11 protein-coding genes are annotated in these 13,805 nt (G+C 61.6%); all 11 read left to right on the top strand.

Features of this window, described 5'->3' with window-relative positions; genetic code table 11:
• The first annotated feature begins 76 nt into the window (after positions 1 to 76).
• Complete coding sequence (locus tag EYZ64_RS00075; protein WP_135451310.1) at positions 77 to 598, top strand: hypothetical protein; 522 nt, start codon at positions 77 to 79, stop codon at positions 596 to 598.
• Positions 599 to 699: 101 nt separating this feature from the next.
• Positions 700 to 990, top strand: a complete 291-nt coding sequence (locus tag EYZ64_RS00070) for a hypothetical protein (protein WP_135451309.1) — start codon at positions 700 to 702, stop codon at positions 988 to 990.
• On the top strand, positions 990 to 5,474 hold the full coding sequence (locus EYZ64_RS00065) for a tape measure protein (protein ID WP_135451308.1): 4,485 nt from the start codon (positions 990 to 992) through the stop codon (positions 5,472 to 5,474). The genes EYZ64_RS00070 and EYZ64_RS00065 overlap by 1 nt, the downstream gene beginning before the upstream one ends.
• Positions 5,471 to 6,670 carry a hypothetical protein gene (locus tag EYZ64_RS00060; RefSeq protein ID WP_286174522.1) on the top strand — a complete coding sequence of 400 codons (1,200 nt, stop codon included), beginning with the start codon at positions 5,471 to 5,473 and terminating at the stop codon, positions 6,668 to 6,670. Before EYZ64_RS00065 ends, EYZ64_RS00060 begins: the two co-directional genes overlap by 4 nt.
• A gap of 1 nt (position 6,671) precedes the next feature.
• Positions 6,672 to 8,420, top strand: coding sequence for a Gp37-like protein (locus tag EYZ64_RS00055; protein WP_135451307.1), 1,749 nt, complete (start codon positions 6,672 to 6,674; stop codon positions 8,418 to 8,420).
• A gap of 193 nt (positions 8,421 to 8,613) precedes the next feature.
• Positions 8,614 to 9,039 carry a phage gene 29 protein family protein gene (locus EYZ64_RS00050; RefSeq protein ID WP_286174521.1) on the top strand — a complete coding sequence of 142 codons (426 nt, stop codon included), beginning with the start codon at positions 8,614 to 8,616 and terminating at the stop codon, positions 9,037 to 9,039.
• Positions 9,036 to 9,293 carry a hypothetical protein gene (locus EYZ64_RS00045; RefSeq protein ID WP_135451306.1) on the top strand — a complete coding sequence of 86 codons (258 nt, stop codon included), beginning with the start codon at positions 9,036 to 9,038 and terminating at the stop codon, positions 9,291 to 9,293. The genes EYZ64_RS00050 and EYZ64_RS00045 overlap by 4 nt, the downstream gene beginning before the upstream one ends.
• Positions 9,290 to 10,372, top strand: a complete 1,083-nt coding sequence (locus EYZ64_RS00040) for a hypothetical protein (RefSeq protein ID WP_135451305.1) — start codon at positions 9,290 to 9,292, stop codon at positions 10,370 to 10,372. The genes EYZ64_RS00045 and EYZ64_RS00040 overlap by 4 nt, the downstream gene beginning before the upstream one ends.
• Positions 10,373 to 10,434: 62 nt before the next feature.
• Positions 10,435 to 10,728: a hypothetical protein gene (locus EYZ64_RS00035; protein WP_135451304.1), complete on the top strand. Its 294-nt coding sequence runs from the start codon at positions 10,435 to 10,437 to the stop codon at positions 10,726 to 10,728.
• Entirely contained in the window at positions 10,691 to 13,324 is a 2,634-nt protein-coding gene (locus tag EYZ64_RS00030; RefSeq protein WP_135451303.1) for a hypothetical protein, read from the top strand. Before EYZ64_RS00035 ends, EYZ64_RS00030 begins: the two co-directional genes overlap by 38 nt.
• Before the next feature lie 8 nt (positions 13,325 to 13,332).
• Entirely contained in the window at positions 13,333 to 13,650 is a 318-nt protein-coding gene (locus EYZ64_RS00025; RefSeq protein ID WP_135451302.1) for a hypothetical protein, read from the top strand.
• Positions 13,651 to 13,805: the final 155 nt, after the last annotated feature.

The raw sequence follows: 13,805 nt of genomic DNA, 5'->3' as shown, positions 1-13,805 counted from the left end.
TGGGCTGTTGCGCGCAAATTCTCCCACCAGAGCCGTAAACCTTGGCGCGGCTCTGGTGGGCCAAGGTCCAGCCAAGGTGAAGTCCAAGGGTGAAATAGACATGGCAGCAAAAAAGCGCACGTCGGAGATTGTCGACGATGGGCGAATCGAACTGGATTCACTGAATGATCCGCTCACTCCGGAGCCCTCGGATTCCCCGGAGGAGCCTGCGGACGCGGAGACGCAGTCCGAGGGAACCACTCCAACGCCGTCCGCCGATCAGGCTACCTCCAAGCCGGGCGATGCCGACTACGACTGGTCCGGACACTACGACACCACTGATCTGTACACCCACACTTTCCCGGATGGGACCGTAGTGGCGATCAAGCCGTTCGCGTCGATCTACTCCAAGACGTGGCTGTACAAGATCCGCCAGTTGCAGACCGACACCGATATTGAGTTCGCCGCGATCGACCGGGCCGCATGCCCTACAGCGCAAGAGATTCTGATGAGCCTCGATGACACCGCTGGTGATCCGTTTGACGATCTCTACAAGGGATGGCTGGAAGCCGGCACCAAGAACGCTGACGGCGACAAGGGGCTGACCGCGGGGGAATAGCGTGGCTGGTCGATCAGGTCACGGGCGACCTGGCCGACGCTGTTACCCGTGACCTGATCACCAACCGGCTCACACTAGACACTCTTCTCGACAACTTCGGAATGCGTGGCCTGTGGGCGTATGTGACCACTGCTCCGCGCGGTACCGCAATCTATGACGCCCGCTGCGAAGGCTGGTATGTGGCAGACCATCTAGCTGCCGAACAGTTGGACGTGCAACGCAAGTTGTATTGGCGATACGGCGCCGTGCATTTCAAAGACGGCGACAAACTTCCGTTCCCTGAATCGATTCCCCGTCCCGGTGTTGAGCCGATCGATTCGTCGGCCAGTTGGGAAGTCGCGCTTGAAGATCCCGCATCGCCACAAGTTGTTGCCATGCTGAAAGGAGCCTGATGCCCGAGCTAGCTACCGCGTGGGTGACCCTGGCCGTTTCGGCAGATGGTATGCAGCGCGATATTCGACGCGCCTTCAATCAAGTTGATGGTGACCGCGCCGGCCGCCGGGTTGGAGACCAGTTCTCTCGCGGAGCTGCGGCGAACACAAACCTGACCGCGGTCGAGCGCAAACTAGCTGAGGCTGGGCAGCGTGGCGCTGAAGCCATGGGCAAGGCGCTGAAGATTGGTGTGGCTTCCGCTGCGGCGGTGGCTGCGGGCACGGCGGCAACTGCGCTCAAGCTGGGGTTTGACCGGCTGACTGCTATCGATGATGCGCGAGGCAAGCTGAGCGGTCTCGGGCATACCGCCCAATCTCAAGCCAAGATCATGGATTCGGCGTTGGCGTCAGTGAAGGGCACGGCGTACGGGCTGGGCGACGCCGCCACTATCGCGGCGTCAGCCGTAGCCGCCGGGGTGAAGCCAGGCCAGCAACTGACCGACTACCTGAAGATGACAGCCGATGCGGCATCGATTGCCGGCACGTCCCTGTCTGATATGGGCCTGATCATCAACCAGGTTCGCACCGGGCAAGCCGCGTACACCGACGACCTCAATCAGTTGGCTGGTCGCGGTCTGCCGATCTATCAGTGGATCGGCGACCAGATGGGTGTTGCGGCTTCCGAAGTCAAGGAGCTGGCGGCCAAGGGCAAGGTTTCGTCGGAGGTATTCGAGAAGGCGATTAGCGCCAACATTGGTGGGGCGGCACTCAAGGCTGGCGACACGGTTAAGGGCGCGTTCGCGAATGTGAAAGCAGCCCTTGGGCGTCTGGGGGCCGCTGCCGAGGAGCCGGGGTTTAAGCGGCTTCCCGGGGCGTTCGCTGAGCTGACGAAGCGGATCGACGATGCGACTCCGCGTGCTAAGCAGCTTGCGGAGCAGTTTGATGCGAAGGTCTTCGACAAGTGGATTCCGGCTGCGCAGGGGGCGTTTGAGCAGCTGAAGATGAATCCGGCGGTGCGGTCGAATTTGGGTGAGGTCAAGTCGATCCTCGTGTCGTTGGCTGGTGCGGCGCGTGAGGCATGGCCTTCGTTGATGCAGATCGGGCAGTCGCTCGGTACGGCGTCAGCAGCGCTCGGGGTGTCGTCGTGGCGGCTGTTTGTTACAGCGTTGGAGGCTGCTGCGGGGATTCTGAACACCCTTGTTGGGCCGGTCAAGACGGTGGCCGATTTGATGAAGAACCATCAGGGGATCGTTACGGCTGCCGCTGGTGTGTGGTTGCTGTTCCGTGGCATTCCGGCGATTCTCGGTCGGGTTACCGGTGCAACAGTGCCGTTGACTCAGTCGCTTTCCCGGATGGGTCAGCAGATCACTGGTCAGACTGGGGCATTGGTTCCGCTGCGGTCCCGGTTGACTGCGATTGCCGGGGATTACCGAAACATCGGCACTGCGGCGCAGAACAATGGGCAGCATCTGTCGTCGTTCAACCGGCTCATGACGGCGGTGACGAACAATTCGCCGACGATCCGCAACATGAGCAACGCCTTCATGGGCGCCTCAACGAACGTGGGTGCGTTCACTGGAGCTCTGCGGGCGGGTGTCCAGCCAGCATTGAACGGGCTTCGCACGGCGGCGTCTGGCGTTATCGGTGCACTCGGCGGGCCGTTCTCTGCCGCCTTGATCGCTGCGGGCGCCGCGTTCGCCATCATTTCTGCGCAGAACCAGAAGGCCGGCCAGTCCCTGCAGGCGTACCAGGATGCGGTGCGGCGAACTGAGCGGTCGCAGGTCAATCTGAATTCGGCGCTGGGGAAGTCGCGTGGCGCGTTCGATGACACTGTCAAAGGTTCTGCGGTGGAGCGGATCTCAGCTATCAGCGACGAGTTGGAGAAGGCTGGAGAGCGATCCGCGAGCTTTATGGATCACTTCCGCGGAGCAGATCGCTCCATCTGGTCGCGCAGCACCGGAGATGATACGAAATACGACAAGATCATCGAAAAGCAGGCTTCCGCAGCCCGATCGACACTTCAGGTCATTAATGACCTGAGGATGAGCAATGATGATCTGACTGCCGCCGCGTATGGGCCGCAGGCAGCGTTCGATGCGTTGGCCGCGAAGATGGAAGCCGCCGGCGATAGCGGTAAGGCTGCGGGGGGCAAGTTCCGCGAGGCCCGCACTGAGTTCCTGCGTCAGCAGGACGTCGCCCGCAAAATAGCTCCCGGTGTGCTGGAGATGGCCACAGCGATGCGGACATTGGCGGACAATACCGCCTCGGCCGCAGACAAGACTAGCGCACTGATCTCCGCTATGGACGCGCTCAACCCTGCCGCTACCGCCGCCGACGCGGAGGCTGCGCACACGCGGGCAGTCGCAGCCGTCACGCAATCGGATAATCCGGTCGACTCGACTAAGGGCATCGGCAATGAGCTATTCAAGGCCGATGGCGCTATCAATACTTCATTGCCCAACGGCACCAACGCCGCAGACCTACTGGACGCCTTGAAGTCGATCCGCAACGAGACGGCTCGTGTTGGGCAGAATAGCGACATAACGGCGTTCACCGCCGCGCTGCAGCAGAACGACTCTGCGTTCGCTGAATTGGCCCGCCGATACCAGACCGATATCCCCCACATCAAAGCCGCATACGACACCCTAGGCGGCACTCTCGCTGACGCCAGCGGAAAGCTCGGGGACATCTCACGGAAGTTCAACAGCGGCGAGATCCCCACGGATCACCCGATAAATGTCGACGTTCCTGGCGGCAAGGAAGTACTGGATCTCCTGACAAGCCTTGGCGAAAAGGTCCACGCGGACAACAACAAAGAGATCGTTGTTGACGATAAGAACGGCCTCGGCGCGCAGACGTTGCAACTGCTCAAGAACATTGGCTACGAGGCCAAGGTTGTCGACAACAAGCTGGTTCTGGTCAAGGCGGATACGACTCTGGCCGACGAGGCGATGAGCGCCTTCTCCAACGAGTGGAAGACGATGACGACAACCGTCGACTTCCGCACCCCTGCCCGCATGCCGGCGTTCCCTGGCGATACCACGGTGCCGAAGGGAGGTCGCGCTGACGGTGCGATCGTCCCCCACGTATTCGGTGCGATTGTGCCGATGGCCGATGGTGGCTTGCAGTGGATCGAAAAGCCGAAGACCGCAGGCATTTACGCTGGGCGCGGCGCCGGGACGATCTTCGCTGAGGAAGAGACCGGTGGCGAGGCATACATTCCTCTGGCCAAGTCGAAGCGTGGCCGGTCGATGGCGATCCTCATGGAGGTTGCCCGCCTGTTCGGGATCAACTCGAACGCTGAAGGCTCCATCACTGTCGACGAGCTGAAGTCGTACGCCTCGGGGATCTCCGGTGGCACCTACGTCCGTGGCGGTCCCGCTGGCCTCACGGGAACTGATTGCAGTGGCGGTCAAGCGGCTATCGCGAACTTCATCACCGGCGCCGGCGGACGATTCTCCACTGGCAACGAATCCCAGGCACTCCTGGCGCGTGGGTTCCAACAGGGCGACCCACCCTCAGGTATCGCCGCGTACTGGATCGGCTGGAAGAACGGCGGACCCGGTGGTGGGCACACTGCGGGCACGATCATGGATCCCGAGGGCGGCAACGTCAACGTGGAGATGGGCGGCAAGTCTGGCGGTGGTGCGTTTGGTGGCGGTGCTGCCGGCGCATCAGAGTTCCCCAACCGTGCCTGGATCGCCCTTGCCGGGTATGGGGAGGATCCGACCAAGTCTGGTGGCGGGACGTCGGCGGCGGTGAAGTCTGCTAGCGCATCGGTCACTTCCGCGAAAGCATCTACAGCGTCGGCGCAGAACGCCCTAGACAAGGCCAACGCTGATCTCGATGTGCTCAAGGCCAAGGGCGCGTCCGCTGACAAGCTCACCGCGGCGGAGAAGAAGCGTGACGTGGCTGAGCAGAAGCTCACTGCTGCGCAGGAACGGCAGAGTGCCGCCGAGACCCGTCTGTCCGAAGTCAAGGACAAAGAGGCCACCAAGGCCGAGAAGGGCGGCGATAGCGGCGGTCAGGACCTAGGCAAGTCATTCGCCTCAGGTGCGCTGGGCGGCATCATGGAAACCCTTGGTCTCCCCGGGTTCTCCAACTTCATGGAGTGGCCGCTGATGAAGTCGAGCCAGGCTGCGCTGAACGCTTTCGCCGGCCCCATCAAGGGCGCACTGGAAGGCAAGCTCGGCATTCAGCAGCCCGGTTGGTCGCCCGGTATGCCGATTGGTGAAGAGGGCAACGTGGTTGGCCTGCCCGGCGAGGGCGGCGAACTCCCCGGCATCAGCCTGCCCGGCGTCGGGGACTTCCTCAAACCGATGCCGGACGCGGGACGGCAGTTGCGCCCCAACGAAGCACATCAGGGCAGTGGTGGCGCTCCTGGCCCGTCAACGACGGTGAACTACAACATGTCCAACGTTGATCCGAAGCAGGGCCTTCTGAAAGCGGACGCTCACGCCAACCAGACCTACAAGAAGACTCTCGGTGGGGTGAGGCCGCAATGACCTATCCGCGCAGCGAGAGCTTCCATTTCAAGGAGTGGGCTCGATTTGACACCACTCAAGAGGTCAACCTGGGGATGGACGATTGGGTCCGACCCGATGGAACACCGATCTATTCTCCCATCGGTTCTCGGCATCCGGGGTGGCAGCGCTACACCTCATGGAATGACCTGGGCCCGTGGGGTAAGCAACTGCGTGGCTTGAAAACCAAGCATGTGTACATGTCCCCGGATGGGCGGCGGCTGTGGAACCTGGCGGGCAACTGGGCGGGTAAAGAGGGTGTGGTGCTCGACCAGAAGTTGCAGGGGTCGATGCATCTGCCGTTCGAGCAGCGCTACTCGGGTGGCCCATACATGATCGGCGAGGAGTTGGAGCGCACCGATTACCGCAAGCGGGTGTACAACCTGAATGTTCTTGTGGGGCCCGGTATCAACTACCTGACGCGGACTAGGTTCCCGGACAACGAGTTCGCCTACCGGATGCTGGAAGAGAAGTGGTGGGCGGACTGGCCGGAGAACAAGAACGCTCCGGCCGGGTTTTGGGGCACCTACACCCGCACACATGGGTGGCGATGGATCCGTGTCCGTCACGGCGAGGCGAACGACCAGACCCTAGACCTGGATCCGACCGCCTATGGGAACAACGCTCAGTCGTGGGCGATGACCATTCACGGCCAGTTCCCGTTCTACTCGAAGCGTTCCTTCACCACCGAATGGCGCAATGATGCGCTGAATGCGCAGATCAACGGACGCAATCATGGCGTGATTCCCGTTGTCAACAATGGCGATTGGCCGCAGTATCCGAAGTTCATCATCGAGGGTTCCACCCTGCATGACGGGGAGGTGACCATTCAGGATGGGATCACTGATCGGATGGTGCCGTTGCCGCGGATCTTCCCAACCGATGGGTTGATCTTGTTGGATACCGATCCGGCGAAGCGGACCTTGACCAGTTCAACGGATCCGGTGGACAACCTGTTCTATCAGGTGATCCGCAACAGCGAGATTCTGGACTATCTGCTTGGCGATTTGGCCGCCGCGGACAGCGGGTTGCCTGTGGGCCGGCGGATGCCTGGAGGGATCGGGTTCACTTCGCAGATCCCGGCCCATTCGACTGCGCATATCAAAGTGACGCACACGAATCCGAACGCGAAGATCACGTGCATTGTGCCGCAGTGGTACCGCATGGGGTACGCCTGACATGGGTGGGTTTGTGTCGCGGGCGCAGGTGCGTCCGCAGCTGAAGCAGATCACCGAGTACAACGACGCGGTCACCAAGTACCGGTTGTTGAATGAGCGGCGCCAGCTGATCGTGGACGCGAACCGGCAACGCCCCCTGTTGCGGTTGATGGATAAGCGTTGGGACTACCTGGGCACTGTCGCCACAGAGAAGGCCGCCAACTGGGAACGCCTGCTAGACGACTCCGGTACCGGCACCATCTCCCTGCGTTGGTCGGACTGGTTGGCTGATCTGTGCGCCCACAAAACCCGGGTGCAAGAGGATCTGCACCTGGCGATCGATCCGAATCCGAATCAGCGGCATTGGCGTACCCGACTGGGCTACAAGGTCACTGACATTCGCGCGGTGAAGCATGATGACGGTACCCGCACGGTGGAAATCGACATCATCTCCTTGCGGGAGCACGCCAAGCACATCCTGTTGGGTGCCACACCGTTCAGCGCCCCGGAGTTTCAGCCCCTCAAGAGCTGGGTGTGGATTCAGAACCTCCGCTCGAATCTGGCGTTCACGACGTTCATCAACCTGGCGCGATCGTTTTGGCCGCTGCTGGCGATCCCGACGTCCCTGTTCGATCCGGTGCATTGGCTGACCACCCGTGTCGGGAACATGTCACCGTTGCATTGGCCGATCCAGGTTCAGTTCGTCAATCCCTTGCTGGATCAGTCGCGGATCCTGCCGTTGGCGTCGAAGTGGCAAGACCTGCACACCATCTCAGAACCACTCTTGGATGACGCCGGCTGCTCGCTCGTCGACTACATCTGGCTTCCCGAGGACAAGGATTCGCCACACCCCGAGTTGGCGGCGCTGGTCGGCAACGACTTGGCTCGACCGTCGCGGGCGGCGGTGATCCTGGCGTTCGAGGATCACTCGGGCGTGACGGGCCCGACCGGTACCGCGTTTGATGGGGCGTTGAACCTGATCGGCGCGGTGTTGGATGACACGATCACTGAAGTCATCATGCCGATCGATGCAGATGGTGACGGGGAAACGGATCCGTTCTTCCGCAAGCTGCTGGGTGTTGCGCCGGAGAAGCCGTCGTTGGTGTGGCGGGACTGTGAGTACTCGGGGTTGATTTCCTCGGAGCGGCGCATCAAAAAGGGTGGTGCCCAGACCATTTGGACTGGCGGTCACAGTCCGACCTGGCTGAACCAGGCGATCACGATGGGTATCCGCTATGGGTTATCTCAGATCGCCCAGGTGATCAACTATGGCATCGGTGCCTATGAGCAGTACGGCGCTGAAGGTTTGGACAACGTCTATCAGGGCCAGTTCGATGACATGTTCTTCGCCTACGAGAAGTTCACTGATCCCTTTGTGGCGGTGTGGTTCAACGACTATGCGTTCCTGGAGGATTTCGAGGCGGGCAATGGCTATGCCTACGTCGTGTCTGCTGCGTTGACGATCCGCCAAGGGATGCATAAGCGTAAGCCGAAGGTGAGCTTCACCCTGAATGCTCGCGATGGTGAACCGTGGTGCTGGGGTTACGACTACAACATCGGTCACCGCGGTCTGTTCGAGATCGACCGCATTTACTACACCGAGCAGATCCGTGGCGTGAAGTGGGAGTACGACGAGGACACCCCGATTCACTTGGCGCTGACAATCGGTAAGAACCGTGACCGCGACCCGTTCGAGGCCGGTATGAAGGCGCTCGCTGATGGGTGGAACGCGATCGGTTCGCTCATCGGCGGCGCGGCTATCGCCGCTTAGGGCAGCGACGGGCAATCCACGGCGTGGCCCCACTGCGGTCCGCCGTTGCAACAACGGATCCGCGCTCGCAGGTCGTCAATAGCTACGAGAGCGGCCCGAAGGTGGGTTTCTAGGTGCTCTACGCGGGCCTCTAAACCTTCGGCTCGTCGCTTGGCATCTGCCGCATTTGCATATGCGAAATCGGCCGCTGTCGGTGGTGAACATTCGCCCATATATCGATTCTACCAGCGGAAACACCGATCTGAAGGGGTGTGTTTTGCCTGCCGAAAAACAGGACTTGATCGACGCCATGCACCGCCTGGCCGATGCGTTGATGTTCATGCGCGGACCGACCGGTGAACTGCTGTTCGTTGGGGAGAAGCTGCCCCAGATCGCCTGGCACCTCGCCCGAGCCGGTTGCGATGTGCACCCGGAGCGGGCGGTGATCAAGGCGCGTCCGGTACCGAACCGCCCCGGTCAGATGGCCGGGATGCGCGACTGGGTTCCGGTGGATTGGCCTGACCCCGAACCGATTCCAGGATCCGAGCTCGTCACAGCGGTGGGCGAAGTGGATCTTGACGCAATGTTCGACGCGATGCCGTGGCAAGTGCGAACCAAGTTTGAAGGGACGTTCAAATGACCGAACCAGTTGGCGCGGAATGGCTTGAGCGGCAGGTGCGAATCACCCGCGATGCCATCTACTTCGGAGAACACAAGCTGCCGGGGATCATCGCTGACGGTGGTATCGAGTTCAGGCCCGGAGGTGGGCGTGACATCAACAAACTGACGGTCACCTTCTACGTCGGCGAACTCGTCGCGGAAGATCCACTGCCGCCACCTGGCAAGGCATTTGGCTTTGACGGCTTGAAGTACGCGGACGGGGGCGCCCGATGAGCTCACCCATTCCCGGCGATCCGGTCTACCTCGGCTCATTCCTGACCAACACCCACTGGTACGGGGTGGTGGGTGACGGGGATACCCCGGCGATGCAGGTCGCCACCATGGAAGCTGTCCAGAACAATGCGGTGATCGCACTGGACGCACTCAAGGGTGCCGATGGTGAGAAGGGCGATCCGGCTGACATTGTGAAGATGCAGTGGGACTCCGACATTGACGATCCCGCTGATCTTCCCACCGCGTCAGCCGCCAACGGGTTCGACCGGCCCCTGACGCTCGCTGATGCGGGGTTCGCGTTCTGGATCGACAACCTCGTCTACGCCTGGACCGGAACCCACTACGTGGCCAAGGCGATGGGCTCACCAGGCCAGACCGGTGCGACACCACAAATCACGTTCACTGCCGAACGTGTCGCCCCCGGAACAGGGACGACCATCATTCAGTCGGGCACCTCGCTGAAACCGATTCTGCACATGAAGGTCGATGCGCCGGCCGGACCAATGGGCCCAGCTTCCAAGATCGTGTTGGCTGCGGACTACGACAACACACTGCCCCCGCTCAATGGGCAGGTGGTGACGTGGAACGAGGTCAAGGACAAGTGGGAGCCCAGCGACTTCGCGGCGAAACACCCCAGGCTGTATTCGATCCCGCAGTCAGCGTTCACGAACTTTACGGGCGTGACGCAGCGGCACACCATCCTGTCGTGGACGATCGAAGCGCAGGACTATGACTATGTGCCGTACGTGCAGGGGCACATCAAGGCGTACGGCATTGAGACCGATGCCGACCCACTGACGATCGGCGTTGAGGTTCGCCTAGGTGATCCGGTGTCGGGAACGCTGATTGGTCGTGGGTTCGGCAACTCGTCGAACTGGACGACGATCAGCCCGCACTACTCAGAGGCGGGGGATCCGTCATCGGCGGTCTCACCTGATAACGGTGTCGCCCAGGTGAATGCCGGCGCCACCGCGGTCATCAACGTGAACCTGTACAACGACGGCTTCTTGGGTGGCGCATACATCTTCAACAAGGACAACGGCGCCCAGGTGTCGATCCTGACGGTCCCGCAGGGCTGATTGTGTCGCGCGAGAGAGTGTTCCGCACCCTAGGCCCGTTCCCTCTGGAAAGTGACCGTGCCGTGTTGTCGTGGCTGGCGCGTGAGTCCGCCGAACGGGCGCTTGCCGCTGAGGGTTTCGAACTGGTCGACCACGTTGAACGCGAGATCCCCGTTGCGGACTTGCCGCCGAAGACCGTGAAGCACATGGTGTCGCTGCGCATGAACCCCGCTGACTATTTGTGGATTGAGCAGACCAGCACCGGGCGGGTGAATCAGCCGGTGCTGGATTGGTTGGTCGCTGAATGCAAGTGGCGCAATGAGCAGTTGAAGGCATGGGTTGCGGCCGAGCGGAACTGGAACGCGCGCAATGCCTAGAGCGATCGACCTATACGGCGCCGCGAAGATTACCCATGATCCGACTCAGCGGATCGACACGGCGATCGGCAAGCTCCCGCCGTTCGATATCCAGCAGATCATCGATGGGTTCCTCACCGCACTGAAGGATCTGACCGGCATCGACCTGACAGGCATCCGGGATTTCCTGGAGAACCTGTTCGGTGCGATCGACTGGTCGAACTTGCCTGATGCGGGCGACGTGTGGCAGTTCGTGGTATCCACGTTCATTCAGCCGATCATCGACATATTCGACAAGATCAAAGATGGCCTGAACGCCATTCTGGGGCCACTGTTCGGCGGCGTCGATTTCGGTGATCTGCCGACTCCAGCCGAGGTTTGGGAAGCGGTCATGTCGGCATTCGTGGTGCCGCTGAACCTGTTCGCCAATCTCGTCGGCGGTCTGCTCAACGCCGCATGGATCCCGGGACTTGACGCCAGCAAGATCATCTCCGGCCTGTTCCCGATCAGTCGTATCGGTGACCTGCAGGACACTCTTGACCTGCTGCAGGATGGCATCGACAGCATTCCTGGCGGTCAGGCGCTGATCGACAAGATCTGTAATGCGTTGGGCGTTTCGGGAACTGGGCACAGCGTCACCGATGTCTACAACGCTCTGTTTGCGATCCCCGGCGGCAATATCGGGTCGCCTATCGGTGCGATCAACGTGCCCGGTATCGATGCGTCGAAGATCATCAGCGGCACTATCGCGCAGTCGTTCCTGAACATCATCAACATTCCGGGGTCGATCATCTCGGGTCTGTTGTCGGGTGCGAACATTCCGCTGCTCGACCAGTCGAAGGTGAACGGGCTGGGCACGATCGCGTCCAACGCGTCAACAGCGCAGGGGAACTGGGCGTCGTGGCTGTCAGGCGGCTCGTGGGCGGACATCAGCGAGAGTGTCGCGGATTTCCTCGGCACGAAGGAGACAGCGAACACCGCGGATGCGACCGCTACCACGGCGCAGTCGACCGCGCAGTCAACGATCACCCAGATTTTCAACAAGCTGGGCGGCAACAATGTGCCAACCGCCAGCCAGGCGCAGGCCGCGGCGGCGATGGCAGCGGCGGCGTCAACGCTCAGCCAGCTCTCGGCGTCGGTCAGTTCGTTGCAAAACTTGCTGCATGGCGCGAACGGATTCTCGGCGTCGGTGCCGTTCCGGCAGCCTGAGGTAACGGTTTTCAACACTGCCGGAAACTTCACCTTCACACTGCCGCCGTGGTTCAACCCCGCGACTGACTCGCTTGATGTGATCGTGGTCGGCGGCGGCGCTGGTGGTGGCGGCGGCACTAACCCTGTTACGTCCGGTCCGGGTGGTGATTCGCTGTTCAAGGTTGCCGGTGTCACAAAGGTGACGGGCACTGGCGGCGCACCTGTCGGGCCCGGGTCCGGTTTCCACCCCAAGGGCTACAGTCCCGGATCTCAGGCGTACCTGGACATCCTGTACCAGGGTGGCGGTGAAGCTGAGGTTACCGAGGTTGGCCTCGCGCCGGGTGGTGGTGGTGGTGCTGGAAACTTCTTCGGCATCAAGGGCGAGGGCGGTGGCGCTGGCGGTTGGGGCACTGTCACTCTCGGGCCTGGCACTGTCTCCGGTGCGCTGACTGGAACTGTCGGTTCTGGTGGCGCTGGGATCTCTGGTGGTTTCGGTGCCGCGGCGGGTGCTCCCGGTGCTGTGTGGATTGTCGCGCGTGCTGCGATGCCTACGTCGTTTACGTCCATGGGTACCCAGATTTTGCCGACCTGGAAGCTGAACACCGGTGTTGCGCTGACTGATGCGATGACCGCGGCGGCGACCTGGAGCCGGATGCCACCCAATGGTGCATCGGGCGGGTACATCATCAAGATCCGATCCAACTCGGCGGGTACGAACTACGTGTATCTGTGGGTATGGGTGGTTGGCGGTGTCACCAACTATGAGATCGGCCGGGTGTCATCGGGAACCAAGTTCGCTTGGAAGACTGGCACCATCGGTGACGCCATCCCATTTAACGCGTTCTCGCTGACCTCCGATAATGCGTGGACGTTCACCGCCTCAGTCAACGGCAACCCGTTCGATTCCTACACTGACGGCGCGCACTCTTCTTCGATGGGGGCCAGCTACCGCGGCGGTGACTGGGCGTCCTCGGATTCGGCGGCGCCTGGGTCGATCATTCAGTTCGCGTTCCTGGATACGGGCACGCCGGCGCGGATCGTGTCAGCGTCGGTTGCAACGTCGCAGGGGACCTCTAGCGCCTCGTACACCGACCTGGCGACCACAGGTCCGTCGGTCACGCTCACCGTGCCGCCCAGCGGGGAGATCGTCGTAGACATCTCCAGCTGGCTGACGACGTCAACAAACCTGAATGTGCGCGGCTACATGGGCTTCGTGCTGTCGGGGGCGAACACGCTCGCCGCGAGTGACGCACAGGGCGCATCAGGTTGGGGTGTGTCAACCGGCGGCGTGGTCGGAACCATCGGCCGAAGAATCCATCTCACCGGCCTGAACCCAGGTACGACCACAGTCAAGGCTGTCTATAAGGCCAGTGCCGCGACCGCGACGTTCTATGACCGCAACATCATCGTTGATCCGAAACCCTAAGGAGAGTCGTGCCTTTCATGCCTGCAGAACCAATCATCCAGCCCACCTACCAGTCAATGCAATTCGGCGGCACAGCGTCGCAGGCGGCTGAGATCGTCTACGCCATCGACTCTGGACTTGCGGGCAATCTGCTCGTTCGTGGCTCCGCTGAAGGATTCCGTGAAGGCGAAACGGTGCATTGGCGGATCCGCCTTCAACGGCCGGACGGTAGTCCAGAGATGGTTGCCGACCCGGGCGCTTGGATAGTCGTCGTCTCCACCGGCGCGATCCGCGTGCTGGCCGACGCCGAGTACCGCGCCGAATTCAACGTCCCGCAAGGGGTCTGATGATGGCAGCGAAGAAGTCACCCACGGTCAAGCAGTGCGCCGATCCTGAGTCGCACATGTTCGGCGCGGTCGCGGTCCGGGCGGGCGAGGACCGTTGGGGTGTGATGCACCCGAACAACGGTGGGCATTGGGCTACCGATGCCGAGGTCGCTGAC

Origin of the sequence: Mycobacterium sp. DL99 (assembly GCF_004762045.1) — a bacterium.
GTDB lineage: Bacteria > Actinomycetota > Actinomycetes > Mycobacteriales > Mycobacteriaceae > Mycobacterium.
The sequence above is the reverse complement of the archived record's forward strand: the minus strand, read 5'-3'. Positions and strand labels throughout refer to the sequence as shown.

What these genes read in the sequence shown, in the direction of transcription:
- EYZ64_RS00070 (WP_135451309.1), top strand. Translation starts at nt 700, where the DNA reads ATGCGTGGCCTGTGGGCGTATGTGACCACTGCTCCGCGCGGTACCGCA.
- EYZ64_RS00065 (WP_135451308.1), top strand. Translation starts at nt 990, where the DNA reads ATGCCCGAGCTAGCTACCGCGTGGGTGACCCTGGCCGTTTCGGCAGAT.
- EYZ64_RS00060 (WP_286174522.1), top strand. Translation starts at nt 5,471, where the DNA reads ATGACCTATCCGCGCAGCGAGAGCTTCCATTTCAAGGAGTGGGCTCGA.
- EYZ64_RS00055 (WP_135451307.1), top strand. Translation starts at nt 6,672, where the DNA reads ATGGGTGGGTTTGTGTCGCGGGCGCAGGTGCGTCCGCAGCTGAAGCAG.
- EYZ64_RS00045 (WP_135451306.1), top strand. Translation starts at nt 9,036, where the DNA reads ATGACCGAACCAGTTGGCGCGGAATGGCTTGAGCGGCAGGTGCGAATC.
- EYZ64_RS00040 (WP_135451305.1), top strand. Translation starts at nt 9,290, where the DNA reads ATGAGCTCACCCATTCCCGGCGATCCGGTCTACCTCGGCTCATTCCTG.